The following is a 19,218-nucleotide window of genomic DNA, read 5'->3' as shown; positions in this document are numbered from 1 at the left end:
GGGTTGGTATTCCATGAGGGGATGCAGCAGACTAGAAAAAGTTTAAACAAACTACGTTTTTTTGAAAACCTCTCTTTTCTAAAGAGTTAAGCTACTCTTGTTATTGTCCTCATAAAGCTTACCCATAATAAATTCATCCACATATGTACCATTTACCAATAAAGACTTAGGCTTGATTCCTTCCTGTTTAAAACCAACCTTATGATATAAAGCTATCGCATTATAATCATGGCTCATAACAGTCAGCTCAAGGCGAGTAATGTCCGCAGTAGATCTCCATTCTTCCATTGCTGACATTAGCTTTTTGCCAATGCCTTGGCCGGTATGAGCCTGTCTTATTCCAATAACAATACTCGCCCGATGTCGGATACGTTCTGCTGTGCCCCCAATGACCGTAAGATGGCCAATGATCTTGCCCCGATGCTCCGCGATCCAGATTGAACTATTCGAAGTAGCTTTCAACTGATCTATAAAACGAGCCTGCCCGCCCAACGTGGTCTTGCGCTCTCCCGGATTATAGAGCATATAAGTACTTTCACGATCCAGTGCCCGATGTAGTTCCAGCAGACGAGGCGCATCTTCGGCACAGGCTTGGCGAATAATAATATCCTCGATTGGCTTCTCCCTAATTTGTAAAATCCACTGTACCGCAGCGTTAAAATCAGTAGCCAAAAAGTCTGCTTCCAGCGCTTCCCATCGGGTACGGTTCTCCTCAAGCGACTCTATGCCTGCTCCGGTCAACACCAATATGCATAAACAGCCAGCTGCACGCGCAGCAGTCATGTCAGACCACCGATCTCCAATAACAATGCATCGTTCAAGATTCAAATCATGTTCTAGTGCTGCCTGTTTGAGCATCGTTGGTCGTGGTTTACGGCATTCACACTGAGCCTCAGCAGGGTGAGGACAAACATAAGTGTGCTCAATGCCAAAAAGCCTCATCTCCTGCTGAAAAGCTTTGATCGTTGACTTACCGTTTGTAATGCCCGGTTGATTCGTGAATCCAAACAATTGGATACCCTGTCCAGATAGTTTCCGGATGGATTCTTCAACTCCATGATATAGCTCCAGTTCACCAGGGTATCGTATTTCATCTGTTCCTCCAATGGTGCCATCCCGGTCGATAAAGATAGCCTGTATAGGGGGATAATCATAAGTAGTCATATTGGATGTCTCTCCTTGTACTCATTGTGGACGAACTGGATTCCGTTTTTTTATTTCAAATTAAAAAGAGGTAACGAATCCGCGAGGTAGTAGTCATACGTTGACAGCAGACAAGTGAACAACATAAACAAGTTATGTCCACGAAAGCTTTTGTCTCTCTATCATTTCCGTATTATACCATCTGCCGATCCAATTACCTCATTAATCGCTTACCAGAAACATTACGCAATCGTCGATATATCGCCGTCCTGCTTGTTTTCGTTTGGGTCCTGCTTCTGAGCAAGGAGTGCCGCCTGTGCGGCAGCGATACGGGCAAGCGGTACCTGTTCTGGCAGACAGCTCACATAATCCAGACCAATCCGGTGGCAAAAAGCAATGGAAGCCGGATCGGCTGCATTCTCGCCACAGATGCCTGCTTTTAGATGAGGTTTCCGAATTCGGCCCTGAACGAGGGCCATCTCCACCAACTGCCCCACTCCGTCAATATCCAGTACCTGAAATGGATTGCTGGGCAGTGAGCGTTGTGACTCAATAAAATGAAGGAAACGCTTCTCCGTATTATGACGACTGTAACCAAACGTCATCTGTGTCAGCTCATCGGTGCCAAACGAGAAGAAGTCCGCATGACGCGCGATAGGAGCTGCAGTCAATGCCGCTCGAGGAACTTCAATTCGTGCTCCCACTCTGTAAAGACAGTGACGCTTCTCCTCTCCAAGCACCTGGTCCGCTACATGATCCACCAGATCTCTCATGACTTGAAGTTCATTGGCATGACCCACCAAAGGAATCATGATCTCAGGCCGCACCCATAACCCTTGGCGGATGCCCTTCACCGCTGCACGAAAAATGGCTTCAAGCTGCATATCGTAGATTTCCGGGAACACAGTTCCCAGTCGACAGTCCTGCTGTCCTAGCAACGGATATTGTTCATGCAATTCCAGCACCCTGCGAATAACATGCTCAAGCTCCTGCACTTCGGTGTTATTTTCCTCTAATTTCCTGAGAGCCAACTGCTCACGTCGTTCTTTTAACCTTTCAATATCAGGCAGCAGCTCATGCAGCGGCGGATCAAGCAATCGAATGGTTACCGGATAACCATCCATCGCTTCGAAGAGTTGTTCAAAATCAGCCTGTTGCATCGGCAACAGACGTTCCAGTCCACGTTTGCGCTCTGCTTCGCTGTCTGCCAGAATCATTTTCTGTACAAAAGGAAATCTCGAAGCAGACAACAACAGTTGTTCTGTCCGACACAATCCAATGCCCTCAGCCCCTAACGAGCGGGCCTTCACGGCGTCCTTTGGATGATCCACATTCGAAAGTATTGTAAGCCCCTTCATTTCATCTGCCCATTCAAGTAGGAGCTGTAACTCGGATGATAAATTTGAAGATGCTTTCAGCAATTCCGTCACATGCCAAGGCTGGATACGTAATATGGCATCCTCTTTGGTGATTACCTCTTCATCCACAAGATCTACAGTACTCCTCAGCGTCGCCTGTGAGGTTAACCTTGCTTCACTAATTTCCACAAGATACAAGGTCCCAGAATCCACAACAAATTGAATCTCCTGTACTTCTCTCGTGTGGGACTCCAGATAACCGCAAGCATCCTGCAAAAGACCATACAGTTCAGACTCTTCATTCCGCAGTTGATCCAGTCCTTCATTCGAACGCCGAGAAGCATCAGTTGAAATGTAATCCCCTGTCATACCTCGTTCCCCGGTACCTGGATGACGAGAATATACCGTTCCGAACCCGCTGCGGTCACCACGCTCGCCATTGACCATCACCTGTATAAGAACAGCTGCTCCTTGAGTTTCATCGGAGAAATGAGAAGGATTACGAAGAAGTTCTTGTTGGGAGTTGGGCCTTATAACACGTTGTGAATCAGAAACTGCACGCATCACTTGTTTTAACTGTAACTGCACATCCTGAGGGAACGGATGACGTCCTCTCTCTTCTATTAAACGTTTATATTCCGCGATGGTGAATTCTAGATTCGCTTCATCGAGTATCGAGATGTCTTCCAATTTTTCTTCAAATAGATCATACGGAATGTCGTACACCAGTTGACCATAATCTTGTAATAAAATTCGATAACAATTAAGGGCATACTGACGATCATTCGTTTGCTTAGCGAGCCCCTCCACCGTCACATCATTCAGTCCTACATGAAGCAAAGCATGGGATGCCGTATTACGGGAACTCGATTCACTTGACCGGACGGCAAGCAGCAGCGGTGTTAAGGAATCGCCGAAGAATTTGCCGGATTGCTGCTCAAGATGCTGAATTGCGCTGCCAATCTCTTGGGTTCCTTCAGCTGAAAGATGTGCAAGACGGGTACAGAATGCGCGACAGCCTTCCTTTGTTACAATGAATCCGGCCGGAACGGGCCAACCTGCCTGGAGCAACGCCGCAAGTTCAGCCCCTTTAATACCCATTAGCCCTTTCATCTCTGCCGTACCTTCTTCCAATAGAACTACCCGTTTCGTCATTACAGCGCTCCCATCTGCCATTACATGGCTGTGCTTAAAAGGTAATTCGTTCGCTCGAATTGTCCTTTATCTAATGGTATGTCGCAATGCGGCAGTCAAGGACATATGCTTCCTCTTTTTGTGCTTGAATTGAAGTTGTATGACAGGTGCTCATATATGGTAATATAAAGCTTGACTCAAACTAAAAAGCTACATCCAAAGGCATACCTGCTTCAACCATGATCAACTACGTATATAAGGAGTGTAAATCAATGTTTACTCAAGTCGGACAAATTATGTTGTATGTAAATGATCAGGATAAGGCTCTTCAATTTTGGACAGAAAAAGCAGGTTTCCATATCGTTAACGAAGTCAATGGGAATGGAATGCGCTGGATCGAGATTGCTCCTGTGAAGGATGCTCAAACCACCATTATCCTGCACGACAAAGAATTCGTTGCCAAAATGTCCCCTGAATTAAACCTTGGCACACCATCTCTTATGCTTTTCACAGATAACCTGGATCAACTTTACACTCACTTATCCAATAAACAAGTTACGGTTGGCGAGATTGTAACGATGCCTGGTGGAAGAGTATTCAACTTTGCAGATGATGAAAACAATTACTTTGCTGTTATGGAGAAAAACTAAATCTCCTGGATCACCTGAGTAATACCACACCAAAAAGCCCGTTCAGTAGTGAACAGGCTTTTTTCTATATATTTTGCTCATATGCAAACCTGCCTGCATACGTTGCTGTTTTCCCATGTTGTTTCGCATAAACTCCACATATTACCCGTTTCTAACGTTAAAGATTTGAGTTAAATTACATACTATAGCGTTTTAAAGGAGGCTTCGATATGTGCGGAAGATTCACGATTACAGATCCAATTGAAGAAATTATGGAGAGGTACTATGCTTCTATTGCTGAAGGATTTGAGTACAAACCTAATTACAACGCTGCGCCTATGCAATTCATCCCGACAATTATCGGTAGCAAAGACGGTAATCGATTGGGGGCGCTCCGATGGGGTCTAGTTCCTAATTGGGCCAAGGATGAAAAAATAGGCAATAAGATGATTAACGCCCGTGCAGAGACACTCACAGAGAAACCAGCCTTTAAACGCCTGATCAGTTCCAAGCGGTGTAATATCCCATGCTCGGGATTTTATGAATGGAAAAAGGATGGATCCGTAAAGCAACCAATGCGGATTTTAATGAAAGATGACTCCATCTTCTCGCTTGCTGGCCTATACGATACTTGGATTGATCCAGAAGATAACAAGCTTTCAACTTGCACTATCATTACTACGGAACCTAACAGTCTTATGGCGGACATCCACGATCGTATGCCAGTCATTCTCCGGCCGCAAGATGAAGCGGATTGGCTAAACAAGGAATCAGACAAGGAAAGCGTTCTGAGGCTTCTCAGCCCGCATGATGCCGATGAAATGATAGCATACAAGGTGGATTCTGCAGTAGGTAATGTGAGAAATAATAACGAGGAATTGATCAATGAGGTCAGTTAAGAATAAAAAGAAGCAGCGAGATTATCCCTCTGCTCCTTTTCATAATGAATTAATTGAGATATATCATTAAGCTCTAATGCTTCCATAATCTTATTCTGGTTGTCAGGCGACCACGCCTTTGATTTATTCTCAGCCATGTCAGCGATTATGTGCGATCGAAAACAAGACAACTGCCTTCGTCAATTCGCTAAATGCTGTTAAGAGCAAGAAAAAGAAAAAAATGAAATAAAAGGATTGGGAATGCAACTACCTTGGAAGTATAGTGGTTCAGGAGATTTTACATTACTCAAGTCTAATTCAGGCCATAAATCGCAATATATCATCGATCTTCTTCCCATGGGATATAACACCATAATTCATCCAGGTCATAAAATCCACCTCATATACGTGACCACTTTTTACGGCAGGCAGCCGTTTCCACTCCTCTCTCTCCAGGAGCTTCCGTTCCTCTCCGGGGTAGGCAGAATCCATATTATCAAATGTGATAAAGAGATGATCTGCCTCAAGCTGACATAGCTGCTCAAGCCCAATACCGATTCTTCTACTTTGACTCGCCCATTGCTGAACACGAACATGCGGGGTTAATCCGAGATCATGATACAGCACAGGTCCTACATAACCGTATTGATTTCCATAGAGTGTAATTTCCGATGCAGAAATACGCAAAAAAGCGACGGTTTGGCCACGCATATGACGTGTCAAACGTTTCTTGGCTTCCTGCGCCTTTTCCTCATAATCACCTATTACATCCTGCACCCGACTTACCTTTCCCAGCACATCCGCTGTGGATTTCAAAATGGAACGCCAGTCCTCACCCTCGTGCTCCATATAAAACGTCGGTGCTACTTGCTCAAACCGATCCAGATTCCAGCGTTTATACCCGTCGTTCAACATAATAAATTCAGGCACATTCGTTTCATTAAAACCTGCATCTATCCGAGTAACATCGAATTCAGGGATATCTTCCATTCCCAAATAATGCTGCCTGCCCCATGAGCGATGGGAGCACTGCAACACGGGTTTTATTCCAAGAGCCAGTACAAAATCCTCTAGATACGGTGCAAACACACGTACTTCTTGACGGTAATGGCGCCGATATACCCCTGGTGAAACACCTGCATATTGCTTGAATCGGCGGCCGAAATAATACTCGTTATTAAATCCCACATTCTGTGCAATATCATGCAAGCGATCATCGGTCATCTGTAACAGCAGTTTGGAATGCTCCAATCGTACAGCATTTACATAATCAAGCGGAAGCTTGCCTGTGATCTCCTTGAATCGTCGGGTATAACTGGATCTGGTAAGCCGGATCTCTGCTGCCAGATCATCAACTGTTATGGGCTGATCGTAGTGTTCGCGAATATAACGAATCGAGCTTTGAAGCCGGGCACGGTCATCCGGCGATTCAATCTCGGGATCATTTTGCCGAAGCAGCACTCGGAACCACTCCTGGAAACGCAGTTGCATCTCCCATTGATCCAGCCAATCATGAGCAGTCTGCCCACGCGATATCTGTTCTACCGATTTCAGACAGGAACTCCATGGACTATAATTCAGCTCAATAAGAGGCAACCGATCTGGATCTGAAATCAAGACTGGAAGCCCTTGTTGCGCCGTTTCGTCTCTTATACTCAACCTACTGGACGTATCTTCTTTTACCTCAGCTACCATCAGTTCAAGTCTGTAATATTGCAACTCACTGGAGCCTTCAATCACAATGGTACGTCCTGCCGGAACAAACAGAATCATCCCTTTTTCCAGGCGAGTGTCCCTATTATCCAAAGAATCTATTGAGCCATGCCCACCCGTCACTACGAAAAGGGCGTGTGATGATGTCATGTTATATGTCTGCCTATTGGCGATATCGACTTGGCTATAATCCATGTATTTCATATGTTGAAGCATGCATAACCAGGGCTTGGGAATCAGTTGTACAATCGTGGGACACATATTCATCTTCCTTAATTGAGAATTGTTATCATTTACAACAGTGTAAACGAAAAAAGAAAGCTCTTCAACCCTGAGGGAAGAACTTTCTTATGGAAAAGGCTTATGGTGTCATTTTTTGCAAGAGATCATCAATCTTCAATGTGTTTGCCGTAATCGCACCTGATTGCCAATACGATCTTTCCATCATGTACACATGGTTGTTTTTGACTGCCGGGAGAGATTTCCACAACTTGCTATCCAGCACCTTCAAAGCTTCCTTGTTCTCTGGAGATGACCACTCTCCATTGGATGGAAATACAATAATGTGATCCGCATCAAGCTCTGGAAAAGCCTCTTCGGACAGTATTTCCTGATATTCTTCCATGTTGCCGACCAATGGATGAGGTGTTAGACCAAGCTCCGAATAAATAAATCCGGTAAATCGATTTTTCACACCGAACAATGCCAATGTATTATTGCTGATATTCAATCGGACAACCGCTACGGTCTCATCCCCAACGGCTTCCTGAAGCTTCGCCTTAGCGTCTGCAATCTTGGCTTCAAATGCCGCAACAACTTCTTTACCCTTGTCCGGTTTACCAACAACATCCGCAATGGTCGTTAAAATTTTATTGGAATCCTGTAGAATATCTTCAGGCAGGCGATACGTCGGTGCCACCTTTGAATACATCTCATATTTCTCCATGTCCACTCCGCCATCCACAATGATGAGATCCGGCTCATATTGCAACAAAGCCTCAATGCTTCCTGTAGTATCAAATTGAGGCACATCCAGATCCAGATATTCCTGCACTCCCCACAACGGGTGATACCATTGAACTACCGGTGTAATATCCAGTGCTTTCAGATAATCTTCCACATAGATACCAGCAATCCGCTGCGGATGCACCGGGATCGTCACATCACCGAATTCATCCTGAACGACACGTGTCTCTGCTTCTTTTTCTGTTGTTTCAGATGTACTGCCATCCGAAACCGTTGTCTCAGATGAAGGAGCCTGTTCTGCTTTTGACTCAGAATTTGCACTACAGCCCGATATTACTACAACCATGAGTAGCAGAATGATCGTCCACCCTTTGAAGCCTTTACTGAACCTTACCATGATACCCTTCACCCCTATGTAATCTGTTGTTGTATCGGTGAGAACATGTTTTATAAATAATGATTATCATTCTCACTCAATGCTTAGATGAATTGTACCTTATGCTGTGCAAAACTCACAATACACATTCGAAGCTATTTTTTTATACAAACGAAAAGAATATACAACCGTCACCCCCGCTTAACGCAGGGGTAATGTACCTTGTTGATAACGTTCAAGTAATTGCTTAACAAATAAATTCTGCATTTCATCCTGTAATAGAGCAGCACCAATCAAACCAATATCATCACTGACATATCCCGCTAGTTCCGGATCGCCCGCAAGAGCAATCGTTCGTTTGAAAGCCAGTTCCCTGCAAACACGAAGCACTTCTTCTTCCACGACGTCAGAATTCTGAGCAATCCGTTCAAATGCCTGCATCCACTCATCGGCAAATTCGGAAGCATCCCGTTGATCCAGATAGGCTTCCACTTCCAGTCCTTCGAATGTCTGCTGATTAATCATCAGCCCCGCATTCAAATCAGCCAGCAATTTATCTGCATCCACTCTGCTCATCTGGCTTCCCTCCTCCGATCGGTGCTGTTAAATACATCTCAGGAATCACAAAACGCTTCATCTCACGTTCCCTATCCGCAGTAAAATGATCCAATGCAAGAGCCTGATATTCGTTCAGGACATGTTCAAATATACGAGCAATCACACTACAATCGGCCAAGGCATCATGCCTGTGAATTCCGTCTGTATTCAGCTCGTAATACCGGATCAGGAAATCGGTAGAGATGACCTCGGAGATTTCAGGATGAATATATGTAAACATCGCTTTTGTATCCAACACCGGATTGGAAAACATCATCAGCCCATTCATATCACAATGTCGTTTCAATATGGGCAAATCATACTCATAACCCGCCTGCGTGACTAATACCTTATCCCCGATGAATTCCAGGAAAGCCTGGTATGCTTCTGCGAACGAAGGGGCCTGGATCATTTCTTCATTTGAAATGCCCGTTAACTTCGCCACCGCTTCCGGAATGGGTTTAGAGGCACGAACAAGTGAAGAGAACGATGAATCTAATGATTCTCCTTTTTTGTAGTTCATCGCACCAAATTGGGTCACACTCTCCTCTCCCGGATTAATCCCTGTGCCCTCTAGATCAAATATGCAGTACATCCTATCTTGCAAGTGAGGGACTTTTAGCTCTTCAACAGTGTACTTATCCGGCATAAACGTAATCTTCATTTGGCTCTCCCCCTTTTTCATCTAGTCCAGCCGTGTAATTCGCGTCATTTGCTGTGTTGGTGTTATCCAGCTTCGACATACAAAGTACTGGGGAAGTTGATTTACGAATGACTCTATGAAAGGAACACTCGGCGCATAGAAGAAGGAACCTCCTGGTTTTAGCGCTCTTAAAAGCTCCATATATTTCTGAGCGTATACTTCCGGTTCGCCGTCTGCCTTGAGATGATGATGTGTAAAATGGTTGGAGAATGCCAAATGGGATATTATTGTCCCCCACTGTTCTTGTTCAAAAGAAGATTCCATCCAGCCCACACGTCGCAAAAACGGCCGCTCTTCCGATTCCTCCACCTGTCTGTCCATCCCATAAGCTTCTATCTTTTTTCCACGTAAAAAATGGACCAAATTGGCCTGCGGGCCGCAGCCAAGATCAAGCACCGGCGGATGCAGGTGCTCTATATCCAAGCCGAGCCAGGATACCTGCAGATCCGCCGAATACTCCTCACAAGGCACCCAGAACAGAAGTGGATCAATTGTATATTTTTTAAACAATTCCTCGCCATTGGTCTGTATTAGAAATGTTCTTAACTGTTGATAATGCTTCTGGAAAAATTGCTGTAATACCTCTTCCTCTGCCCTCTCATTCTGCAAAAGAGACCAGATCCGCATAAATTGATCTTTATATAATTCTGCCAATTGCAACTTGTCATTGCTCGTAAACTGCATAAACTGGTTCACCTGGATAAAATGGCGGACTCCTTGCTCTGCTAGTTTAATTGTAAAATGATTCAATAATCCATCTGTAAAAATACGTTCTAATGCTTTTGCCACTTGAGCGCGATATTCCATTAGCCAGCACAACGTTCGCGGAGATGGCCCTAATGTAGACTTGCCTCCATTATAAAATAAACTTTTATTGTCATTAAAACGGATTTGTTGCTCCATAAAGGACTCTACCAACTTGAGGTTCAGTATCATCGCCTCCTAACGTCGTTAGAACGTGTTACCTAGAGAAACTACACCTGCTCTTCCCACAATCGTGTTACCTGAACCAACCTACCATCACGATCAAACTCCAGTTTGTAGATGTCCGGCATCGTTGTGTTTGCCCAGAAGTCATAACCATAGGACGGATCATAATAATTGAAAATCAGGGTCATGATGTCCCCATGGGTGCCAATCACTATTTTTTGTCCCGGATGCCTATCCAGGATACGCTGTATAACAGCGATTGCCCGCGCCCCAGCGACTTCGCCGGATTCTCCACCTGAATAAGCAAATGCAGGATCATCATAGAGCCTTTGTTTGGCTTCACGAAAATGTTCATGCTTCACTTCAGGACCTGACAGCTCACGCTCACGCAAATCCTCTTCGGTGACCACAATGCCACCTGACACTTCAGCCAACCCCTGAATCGTATCCACGGCCCGTCTATACGGGCTGGAATAAAACGATTGTATCTGCTCCCGGTGGAGCAGACCCGCGACGGTCGCCGCATCCCTTTTTCCTTGTTCCGTCAGACCTCGCTCGCGTTCCTGCCCTTCCATATATTCAGACTGCGCGTGCCTTACAAAATATAAAGCCGTGTTGGCTTCATTCGTCATCTGTCCGCCATTCCTTTCTTCTTTTCAATCACAATTAGGCAAGTGCTGTCTGGCAAAGGTGCAGGTTGACCCTGTTCATCCATAAATATAATTCGTTCTCCAAGCGCCTCCGTATATCCTTCCTGAAGAAAGTGCCTGAATGTAATAATCTCGGCTTGCTCACCCAGCGCTTCGCGAATACAGTGTTCATATGCCGATGGGGTAAATATGCCAAATTGCTCCTGAATCTCATGGACATATGCTTCTTCGCCCCATGTATAGGTGTACAGAAATTCCATAGCATCGTTAATATCCAGCACCGCCTCGTCCTCAGAGATCTGCTCAAATTCAATGCTGCGTCCCTGGAAATCCTGCGCATACCGCTCCAGCCATCGCATCCCATCCGGTTCGAGGAAACGAATTCGACGCTTCTGCGCTTCGGGTTCAGTCATGATACCATCCCTAATCAGAATCCGGCCCCCGGGTGACAACACGTTAAATGAACTTCTCAGCGCAGCAACGACCGTATCGCTGTTAAAGCTTCGTCCGTCACGTTCAATATACGAATACAGTTCATGCAGAATGGATGAAAAAATAACCGTATCCACCGTGCCTGACTGTACGTATTGATCCAGTTGAAGAGCATCTCCCTTCAATACTTGCCAGCGATGTGCCTCCCGCTGCTTTTTGCGCTCCAACGCCTCAATGACATTCGCTGAAATATCAATGCCGATTGGTTCCATCTCAGGTCGTTCCTGCTCAATCAGATCGAGCAATATTCCACCGCCGGGACCGATATCGAGCACACGTTTGCCAACCATGTAATCCAGCAGTACTTTCTTGTAATCACCTGAGCCGTTCATGTCGGCCAGATACGTCTCTTCATTATGGAACCGATCATACGCATCCCGACGGAGTCCAAACAGGTCAAATAACAACAGCACAGCCTTTTCGTATAACGGAGACTTTTCTGCTTCAATACAAAAAGCAATTAGCTTCTCGGCCGCCGGGGAAAATTCAAATGTCACAAATACCGTATCCCTCAAATCCGGGTGCCGTTCAATCCGATGTGTCAGATGGGGGTAAGTAATCGTCTCACCTGCTTCAATCTGCTCCCACGAATATTGCTCCAAATACTTTTCAATCATTCGTTTCTTGTAAACATTCAGTTTCTTGACACCTTTATAATCGTAATACATCGTGTTCATTAATGGTTCGAAGCTGATATGCCTTACCACATCCCATTGTTGCTCCTGCGAAGTCGAATTCGAGCCCACTGCTTCTTCGTCGGCTTCTATGCCAATACCTGTGCTGTTATTCATCGAGTCATCTCCAGATACCACCATAGCTTCACTGTGCAGCGTCAAAAGGAATATCTTAACCATCTCCTGCAATGAAAAATCATGCATCGCTGACTCCACATACCATAAGGTCCGATGAGACAGAGGAGCGAGAAGTTTCTCTATCTCAAGCTGAGCTTGAAGTTTCGCATATGCTTCATCCATCGCTTCTCCCTGACGTATAGATGAGCTCCGTAAGCGTGACAGCCGCTCCTTCACATTCCAGTCTGTATGATCCGGCTTTGTAATAATCCAACCTACGATACGCTGCACTTCAGCCTGAACTTGATTCCACAACGCTGGGTCAACGCCAGCAATGATACATTCATTTAATGCGATCAGGATGGCCTGCATTTCATCTGCGGTCAGCCACCCTTGCGTTATGAACGAGTGCAGTGGGGCATTTTCGGCAAATGGAATTTCTCCTCTTATGTACTGACCAATAAGTCCGTGTGTGGCAATAAGGGTACGAATGATCTCATACCGAGGTGGGAGTGAACCATATGCTGTTTGCACAATTTGTGTACTACCACTTGGATCATCATTTGATAAATCACTCGGGGATTCCAATCGAGATGAATGTTTCTCCTCACGATGTCCTTGCTTGCCATGCAAATGTCCAATACTTCCGTACATGTCATATACCTGTGCTGAACCCACATTGTGCACGAACAGGTTAACCCCCTGTTTCTGCCATTTTCGCCGCTGTTTCGGTGATCCTGCCTTTGCCGTTTCCGACCAGACCAGCACATCCTCCAGAATTTCTCGCATCCAAAAAGAAACCTGAAGCTGCTCCAGCACCTGGAGTGTGCGTTCTACGTAATCCAGTACCGGATTCGTGCCTTCCAGCTCAGCTATAGAAAAAATGCGTTCCAGGTTAATATTCGGCTGTTCTGCCGCTGCCAGCAGCTGTAGCCACAGTGGCTGCTCCCCCTCCGGGAGATGGCCTGACTTGTAAGATTGTATGGTCTTTAGTGCGTTTAGCATTGATTTCTTCACCTCGTTATCCTTGTTAGTTAAGCTAGATATGTCATTTCAGCAGACGAATACGATCCTGCACAAGCTTGATTAACTGATCCGCTTCCACTGCAGGTAACCTCTCGTCTAGACGTGCAGCCGCGACAGGCAAAATCCAGGCATCCATCTCCTGGCGAGATATTCCGGAAATCTGGATGTAATGTTGGATATAATGATCCAGCATTACATTGCGAGCCAATTCAAATCCCCTATGAACAGCCAGGTCTGTATCCTCCGGCAACGTGCCGCTCATTAATATTACCCAGCTTCGTGCCACATCACCCGCTGGATCACCCGACATGCCTGTCATCCAATCTATAACCCAATATTGATCTCTCGTTTCATTTAACATGACATTATCGGGATGAAAATCGCCATGACAAATTTGCTTTCGCTCTGGAAGAGACGACATATAATTGATAACCTGCACCTTATCTTCTTCCGACAATAGAGAGGTATTTTGAATGGCCCCAGTAAGAATCTGCTTTTGTGTGGGGAGTGCTCCTTCATCATCCTGCTGGGCGTGAAGGCTATGATGAGAGTCTGCCATTTGACGCGATAGTTCTTCGATCAGCGAGGGTTCCTGAATCATAAGGGATAACATCGTGTTGCCTTCAATCCGTTCAAATATAATCCCTTTGCGCATTACATCATCCATATACAACATTGCTTGTGGAACAGGTAAGCCCTTTTGGAATACTGCCTCGGTAATTCGAAACTCATTCTGGACGGCTTCGGCAGAAAAATCCGCATGGTATAATTTCATAATCTGATTTGATGGGTACTCATAGATCTCAGCCGTTCGTCCTTGCCCAATACGTCTCATTCTTCACTCTCCCTAACATGAGTAGACTACCTATTGCAGTACGATCCCTGTTGTAACGCTACCAGTTCAGTGCTGTTTATCGCTGTTGATGTTCACCCACGGCTGCCATCAATTCATTCATGATTCGTTGTCTCCCCAGTGGAGTCCAGCTCATCACAAACCAATTGGGAATGCGCTTAACTTTTCCATCCTTCACCGCCGGAATCTGGGGCCATGCTGCCGTTCTGGTCAACTGGTCATACATTTTGTCACTACCGGCGAGAATATGATGATGATGAATTAACAAATGTTCCGTCTCCAATACAGGCATGGCCTCCGGTTGCAGCTCCATACGCCACAGTTCTGCTGGAGCCTGATTACCCGGGCGCAGACCAAGCTCGCCGTATACCAATTCATTGAGCGGATGATTCACCCTGCCCTGAATGCCAATCGTCCGGTGGCTCACTTGCATGATGGTCATCCGTTCCTGGCCCAGTATACGGCGCAATGTCTGGCCTGTTGTCTCAGTTTGCACATCCAGACGAGTCAGCATCTCCGCAGCCTCACGTTCCCGGTTCACCAACTCGGCAATTTTCTCAAAGTTTCCTTTCCAGTCCCACACAGAGAAATCCAGAAATACAGGCGCAGCCGTTTGTTTAAACTGCTCTCTGAACTCTGTATGATAATGATCGGCGATGATCATATCCGGATTGGACTGCTCCAATTCCAGCAGTTGGCTGTGCAATTGTTCCGCATACTGCTCATTGCTCTGACCTGGATACTGGAATAAATCCACCACACAGACCGGCTCGATTCCAACTGATTTCAGATGGTCTTCGAATCCGAGTGAGGATGCTACAGCTACCTTTAACTTGCCTCGCTTCATATATAATGTAGGGGATACACCCACCATGCGCTGAAACATGCGACTAAAGTAAAATTCACTTCGAAACCCGACTGCAGCTGCCACTTCCTTCACTCGACTGTTCTTTGTATTCAGCATCTGTTTCGCATGGGTCATGCGCACATTGCTCAGGTACTCGACTGGTGGCAGACCTGTTTCACTTCGGAACAAACGTGAAAAAGCAACCGGCGGCATGCCACCTGCTGCTTCAGCCAGCTGTTCAATGCTTACTTTGTCCGTATAGTGCTGCTCCATATAAAGGATGCTCCGTTCAACCCGTTCATCCATTACGGTATCCGGCTGTTCCGGTTCATTCTTCATAATATTCTGGATCAATTGCTCTAACTGAATTCTCAAATTCAATGAATCCCGATTTCGTTCTTGCCGACTGTGATGATACAACTGCACGATCTGTTGGAGGATCTGTTGTGGATGATGAACGGGAATATGCCCTGGTGAGAGTGCACCGGATAAGGATAGGGAAGGCAATGTTTCATATCTACCTCTGGTCTTGGTTAGCCGAATCGGTTCAAACCATACACCATAATATTCGAACGTACTACCTTGTTCCGGGAATTCCACAATCATGCCGGGTACAAGCAAATATAACTGGAGAGGACGAACCTTCTGTAGCGCACCATCCAGTACAACAACCCCTTCGCCCTCTGTAATAAAGCATAATATGTATACAGGAACCCGAACATGTTTGGCTTGTCGGGTCATGGGAAACTTTCGTTTACGTACTGAAGATAAAAGATAGATTAGATTGGCTTCGTTCACATATGATGGCATGAAAAAATGCACCAGCCTTTCTTGCATTCTGAATCCTTTTCTTCATTATATCCCTCTGCGTCGTAACAGCAAATACATCATATACGGAGCCCCGATAATCGCCGTAATTAATCCGGCTGGAATCTCATACGGAGCGAACCATGTCCGTCCGGCGAGATCTGCGAGCATGACGATCAGTCCTCCAAGCAACGCCGCAATCGGCAAGCGAACCAGACTCCGGCTGCCTGCCAGATGTTTTGCCATGTGAGGGGCCATTAAGCCGACAAATCCAATCGTTCCTGCCATCGACACCGCAGACCCGGCGAGCCCTACGCTCATCAGAAGAAACAACACCCGCATCGTCTCCACCCGCAGACCGAGTCCAGCAGCCGACTGGACATCCAGCAGAAACATATCCAGCCATCTGGACATCCATATTAATAGAAGAAACAGGATCAGCAGCCACGGCATTAAAGGCCAAAAGTGTTCCCACGTTCGTCCGTATAGACTACCTGCCATCCACACGGAAGCCTGGGAGACCCGGAATATTTTGCCCACCGTTAGCAAATACGTGATTAACGCACCTGCCATTGAAGAGATGCCCACACCAATCAGCAGCATGCGAACCGTGGAACTCGCCTCTCCTTTTCTCCATGACAATCCATAGATTACCGCGGCCGCGAGAAAGGCTCCAATGAATGCAATCCACGGCATATGACGCATTGGAAAAGTAGGAACCAGCACCATGACGGCAACCACCGCCGCAGCCGCACCCGAATTCAGCCCAATCACGCCAGGTGATGCCAGAGGATTCCTCGTAATGACCTGTAGGATTGTACCCGCCAATGCCAGACCGCATCCAACCAGAAAACCGGTCAGTACCCGGGGCAGCCTTAACTGATGAATGGTGAAGTGATATTCCTGATCTCCCCTGCCTATCAAGCTACGCAATACTTCTCCCGAAGGGATGGAGCGATCTCCCAACATCACATTAAGCACAAGCGCTCCCACATTCAACATCAAGAGGATCAGAATAATGGTGAATGCACGTCTCTTTATAATAGAAGAAATCATATCGATCTCTCCTTTCTTTGGGCCAGATAGATGAGGAAAGGAGCACCGAAGAAGGCTGTAACCACCCCAACAGGAATTTCCTGCCCCGGCAAGACAAATCTCGCCCCAATATCTGCTGTGAGCAGCAGTAGTGCTCCGAGAACAGCAGAGTAAGGAACTACCCAGCGATAATCACTGCCTGTTATCGATCTTGCAATATGCGGAACGGCCAACCCGATAAACCCGATGGGTCCGGCAAGTGCGACGGCACTGCCAGCCAGCAGAACAATGGCGATAATACAGATGATCCTAATCATCTTCATTCGCTGTCCTAATCCTTGAGCCACTTCATCTCCTAAGCCAAAAATGTTCAATTGACTGCTTAATGCAAACGCACAGATGATGCCAATGATCAGATAAGGCAGAATTTGAATAAACAGATCAAGATCTCTGCCTGTTAATGAACCCGCCAACCAGAAACGCATCGTATCCAGGGACTGCTCATTCAGGATAAGAATGCCTTGTGTCAATGAAGCAAATAACAAATTTAATGTAGCCCCTGCCAGAACTAGTTTTACGGAAGATAAGGGTTGTCTGCCCGTGGAACTGAGAAGGAAAACCATCACGCCTGCAACCGCGGCCCCCAACAGCGCAGACCATGCAAATAATTGTAGAGACGTCGTTCCCAGCCAAAAGGAAGCAAGCACCGCGGTAAGTGCCGCGCCATAATTAATACCGAACAGTTCAGGGCCTGCCAGAGCATTGCGGCTAATCGCCTGCATTAGGCACCCGGCCACAGCCAGTGAGCTGCCAACCACTGCGGCAATAACCGCTCTTGGCAGCCTAACGGTTTGAATGATTAGGTGTTCACGCGATCCGTCAAAGGCATAGAACGTATCCACAACAGAACGCAATGGAATCTGTACAATGCCATACATGATGCTGAATAGAAACGCGAGAAGTGTCAACACGATGATCGTTGCTAAACCAGTGATTTTAAACCTGGTGTTTGTGTTCATTTTTCTACGCCTCCAACCTGCATGCTGCTTGATTTATGTACTTCAATATGTTGTATAAATCACTTGAAAAAACGAACTGTCAAAATTTTTCCTTCTATTATATAAGAACAAATATAGAGCACGAATATAACATGGAACGAGCCCTATGCAGAAAAATCAGAAAAATTGGATCGTCACATTCGACGACCCAATTTTACAGTTAAGCTATGACCACTTGGAAGCATAATTGCAATTGATAAGTGCTGAATATCAATCCATTGCCGCTAGAAAAGGTCCTGCATGTTTTGCGTTTAGTTGGCTACATAGGTGTTCAGGTCATCCACGACCTTGTTTACAGCCTGAATGCCCAGGCCACTCATCCAGTACTCCCAGTCAACCGGGTGCACAGCTTCGTTTTGGACTCCTTTCAACGTTGCCCACAGTTTACTTTTCTCCAGTTTGGCGAATGCATCCGGCTCACGGTTAAACCAGAAGACTACGTCACCATCGAGATCAGCAATCTGTTCTTCCGTAATATCCTTGGAGAAGCCTGCATCCTGCTGTGCTACGGGACGAACAATTCCGGAATCTTCCATAATCGTACCTGCAAATGTTTCTTTCAGATAGACCTGAATTTTGTCTTCACGGGGACGGAACAGCGATACTTCCTTGGCATCTTTGCCTGCAAGCGTAGATTTCAATTCCTCAATGCGCTGCTGATATGTATCCAACAGCTTCTTGCCATCTTCCAGCTTGTTTACAGCATCGGCATGAAGCTGCAGATTTTCTTTCCAGGTAACCCCAAGTGTTTCTACAAACACCGTAGGCGCGATTTGTTTTAACTGATCATGGATAGCATCATGTGTATCTTTATTACCAATGATCAAGTCCGGCTTCAGTGCATCGATAGCCTCTAGGCTTGGTTCATTCACCGATCCGATATTCTCAATGCCTTCTGTGCCTTTTAGATAAGCCGGATACGGATCGCCTGCTGCCAGGATGGAAGGTGCGCCTATAGGTTTAATGCCCAACTCGAGCAAATTATCCAAGGCCCCAATGTCCAGTACCACAATTCGACTTGCATTGGTTGGAACCTGTACCTCACCATATGCATCTTTGACGGTACGTGTATCGCCAGTATTGGCTACGGTTTCTTCTTGCTTTGGTTCGGTTGGAGCTGTTTCCGCTGCTGTACCATTGGCTGCACCCGATCCCGAATTTCCACAACCCGCTAGCACCAGCATCAGTACTGCCAACATAGCAAAATGTACCCATGATTTCATTCCAATCCT

The 19,218-nt window shown here is 46.0% G+C and carries 16 protein-coding genes; 2 read left to right on the top strand and 14 right to left on the bottom strand.

What is annotated here, in order from left to right; all coding sequences use genetic code 11:
- Window positions 1-78 precede the first annotated feature (78 nt).
- Entirely contained in the window at window positions 79-1,164 is a 1,086-nt protein-coding gene (locus BLV50_RS33720; RefSeq protein WP_177031102.1) for an HAD-IIIA family hydrolase, read from the bottom strand.
- 221 nt (window positions 1,165-1,385) lie between these two features.
- A complete protein-coding gene (locus tag BLV50_RS02785) occupies window positions 1,386-3,656 on the bottom strand; it encodes a putative PEP-binding protein (protein WP_090805711.1) in 2,271 nt (756 codons plus the stop codon).
- A gap of 251 nt (window positions 3,657-3,907) precedes the next feature.
- Between BLV50_RS02785 and BLV50_RS02780 the strand changes: the two genes are divergently transcribed.
- Both BLV50_RS02780 and BLV50_RS02775 read left to right on the top strand, forming a co-directional pair.
- On the top strand, window positions 3,908-4,285 hold the full coding sequence (locus tag BLV50_RS02780; RefSeq protein ID WP_053779906.1) for a VOC family protein: 378 nt from the start codon (window positions 3,908-3,910) through the stop codon (window positions 4,283-4,285).
- A gap of 209 nt (window positions 4,286-4,494) precedes the next feature.
- Window positions 4,495-5,163, top strand: a complete 669-nt coding sequence (locus tag BLV50_RS02775; protein ID WP_090805709.1) for an SOS response-associated peptidase — start codon at window positions 4,495-4,497, stop codon at window positions 5,161-5,163.
- 297 nt (window positions 5,164-5,460) lie between these two features.
- On the opposite strand, the gene BLV50_RS02770 is transcribed toward BLV50_RS02775, so the two are convergent.
- The 12 genes from BLV50_RS02770 to BLV50_RS02715 form a co-directional block, all read right to left on the bottom strand.
- Entirely contained in the window at window positions 5,461-7,116 is a 1,656-nt protein-coding gene (locus BLV50_RS02770) for an AraC family transcriptional regulator (RefSeq protein ID WP_244552058.1), read from the bottom strand.
- 100 nt (window positions 7,117-7,216) lie between these two features.
- Complete coding sequence (locus tag BLV50_RS02765; RefSeq protein ID WP_090805705.1) at window positions 7,217-8,218, bottom strand: ABC transporter substrate-binding protein; 1,002 nt, start codon at window positions 8,216-8,218, stop codon at window positions 7,217-7,219.
- A gap of 180 nt (window positions 8,219-8,398) precedes the next feature.
- Window positions 8,399-8,773 carry a hypothetical protein gene (locus tag BLV50_RS02760; RefSeq protein ID WP_090805703.1) on the bottom strand — a complete coding sequence of 125 codons (375 nt, stop codon included), beginning with the start codon at window positions 8,771-8,773 and terminating at the stop codon, window positions 8,399-8,401.
- The gene (locus tag BLV50_RS02755) at window positions 8,751-9,458 is read right to left on the bottom strand and encodes a 3'-5' exonuclease (protein WP_177031101.1); all 708 of its coding nucleotides are present in this window, start codon (window positions 9,456-9,458) and stop codon (window positions 8,751-8,753) included. Before BLV50_RS02755 ends, BLV50_RS02760 begins: the two co-directional genes overlap by 23 nt.
- A 21-nt stretch (window positions 9,459-9,479) precedes the next feature.
- Window positions 9,480-10,433, bottom strand: a complete 954-nt coding sequence (locus BLV50_RS02750) for a class I SAM-dependent methyltransferase (protein WP_090805698.1) — start codon at window positions 10,431-10,433, stop codon at window positions 9,480-9,482.
- 38 nt (window positions 10,434-10,471) lie between these two features.
- The gene (locus BLV50_RS02745; RefSeq protein ID WP_072732531.1) at window positions 10,472-11,059 is read right to left on the bottom strand and encodes a histidine phosphatase family protein; all 588 of its coding nucleotides are present in this window, start codon (window positions 11,057-11,059) and stop codon (window positions 10,472-10,474) included.
- Entirely contained in the window at window positions 11,056-13,365 is a 2,310-nt protein-coding gene (locus BLV50_RS02740) for a class I SAM-dependent methyltransferase (protein WP_090805696.1), read from the bottom strand. Before BLV50_RS02740 ends, BLV50_RS02745 begins: the two co-directional genes overlap by 4 nt.
- A gap of 43 nt (window positions 13,366-13,408) precedes the next feature.
- Window positions 13,409-14,221, bottom strand: a complete 813-nt coding sequence (locus tag BLV50_RS02735; protein ID WP_090805693.1) for a phosphotransferase family protein — start codon at window positions 14,219-14,221, stop codon at window positions 13,409-13,411.
- Between the two features lie 76 nt (window positions 14,222-14,297).
- Window positions 14,298-15,884: a helix-turn-helix domain-containing protein gene (locus tag BLV50_RS02730; RefSeq protein ID WP_218135357.1), complete on the bottom strand. Its 1,587-nt coding sequence runs from the start codon at window positions 15,882-15,884 to the stop codon at window positions 14,298-14,300.
- Between the two features lie 57 nt (window positions 15,885-15,941).
- The gene (locus BLV50_RS02725; protein ID WP_072732527.1) at window positions 15,942-16,949 is read right to left on the bottom strand and encodes a FecCD family ABC transporter permease; all 1,008 of its coding nucleotides are present in this window, start codon (window positions 16,947-16,949) and stop codon (window positions 15,942-15,944) included.
- Window positions 16,946-17,947: a FecCD family ABC transporter permease gene (locus BLV50_RS02720; protein WP_090805688.1), complete on the bottom strand. Its 1,002-nt coding sequence runs from the start codon at window positions 17,945-17,947 to the stop codon at window positions 16,946-16,948. The genes BLV50_RS02725 and BLV50_RS02720 overlap by 4 nt, the downstream gene beginning before the upstream one ends.
- Window positions 17,948-18,237: 290 nt before the next feature.
- Window positions 18,238-19,209: an ABC transporter substrate-binding protein gene (locus tag BLV50_RS02715; protein ID WP_177031099.1), complete on the bottom strand. Its 972-nt coding sequence runs from the start codon at window positions 19,207-19,209 to the stop codon at window positions 18,238-18,240.
- Window positions 19,210-19,218 lie beyond the last annotated feature (9 nt).

It is taken from the genome of Paenibacillus sp. 276b (genome assembly GCF_900107875.1).
Lineage (GTDB): Bacteria > Bacillota > Bacilli > Paenibacillales > Paenibacillaceae > Paenibacillus > Paenibacillus marchantiae.
The sequence above is the reverse complement of the archived record's forward strand: the minus strand, read 5'-3'. Positions and strand labels throughout refer to the sequence as shown.

What these genes read in the sequence shown, in the direction of transcription:
- BLV50_RS02775 (WP_090805709.1), top strand. Translation starts at nt 4,495, where the DNA reads ATGTGCGGAAGATTCACGATTACAGATCCAATTGAAGAAATTATGGAG.
- BLV50_RS33720 (WP_177031102.1), bottom strand. Translation starts at nt 1,164, where the DNA reads ATGACTACTTATGATTATCCCCCTATACAGGCTATCTTTATCGACCGG.
- BLV50_RS02715 (WP_177031099.1), bottom strand. Translation starts at nt 19,209, where the DNA reads ATGAAATCATGGGTACATTTTGCTATGTTGGCAGTACTGATGCTGGTG.
- BLV50_RS02765 (WP_090805705.1), bottom strand. Translation starts at nt 8,218, where the DNA reads ATGGTAAGGTTCAGTAAAGGCTTCAAAGGGTGGACGATCATTCTGCTA.
- BLV50_RS02735 (WP_090805693.1), bottom strand. Translation starts at nt 14,221, where the DNA reads ATGAGACGTATTGGGCAAGGACGAACGGCTGAGATCTATGAGTACCCA.
- BLV50_RS02780 (WP_053779906.1), top strand. Translation starts at nt 3,908, where the DNA reads ATGTTTACTCAAGTCGGACAAATTATGTTGTATGTAAATGATCAGGAT.
- BLV50_RS02720 (WP_090805688.1), bottom strand. Translation starts at nt 17,947, where the DNA reads ATGAACACAAACACCAGGTTTAAAATCACTGGTTTAGCAACGATCATC.
- BLV50_RS02750 (WP_090805698.1), bottom strand. Translation starts at nt 10,433, where the DNA reads ATGATACTGAACCTCAAGTTGGTAGAGTCCTTTATGGAGCAACAAATC.
- BLV50_RS02755 (WP_177031101.1), bottom strand. Translation starts at nt 9,458, where the DNA reads ATGAAGATTACGTTTATGCCGGATAAGTACACTGTTGAAGAGCTAAAA.
- BLV50_RS02760 (WP_090805703.1), bottom strand. Translation starts at nt 8,773, where the DNA reads ATGAGCAGAGTGGATGCAGATAAATTGCTGGCTGATTTGAATGCGGGG.
- BLV50_RS02740 (WP_090805696.1), bottom strand. Translation starts at nt 13,365, where the DNA reads ATGCTAAACGCACTAAAGACCATACAATCTTACAAGTCAGGCCATCTC.
- BLV50_RS02745 (WP_072732531.1), bottom strand. Translation starts at nt 11,059, where the DNA reads ATGACGAATGAAGCCAACACGGCTTTATATTTTGTAAGGCACGCGCAG.
- BLV50_RS02770 (WP_244552058.1), bottom strand. Translation starts at nt 7,116, where the DNA reads ATGTGTCCCACGATTGTACAACTGATTCCCAAGCCCTGGTTATGCATG.
- BLV50_RS02785 (WP_090805711.1), bottom strand. Translation starts at nt 3,656, where the DNA reads ATGACGAAACGGGTAGTTCTATTGGAAGAAGGTACGGCAGAGATGAAA.
- BLV50_RS02725 (WP_072732527.1), bottom strand. Translation starts at nt 16,949, where the DNA reads ATGATTTCTTCTATTATAAAGAGACGTGCATTCACCATTATTCTGATC.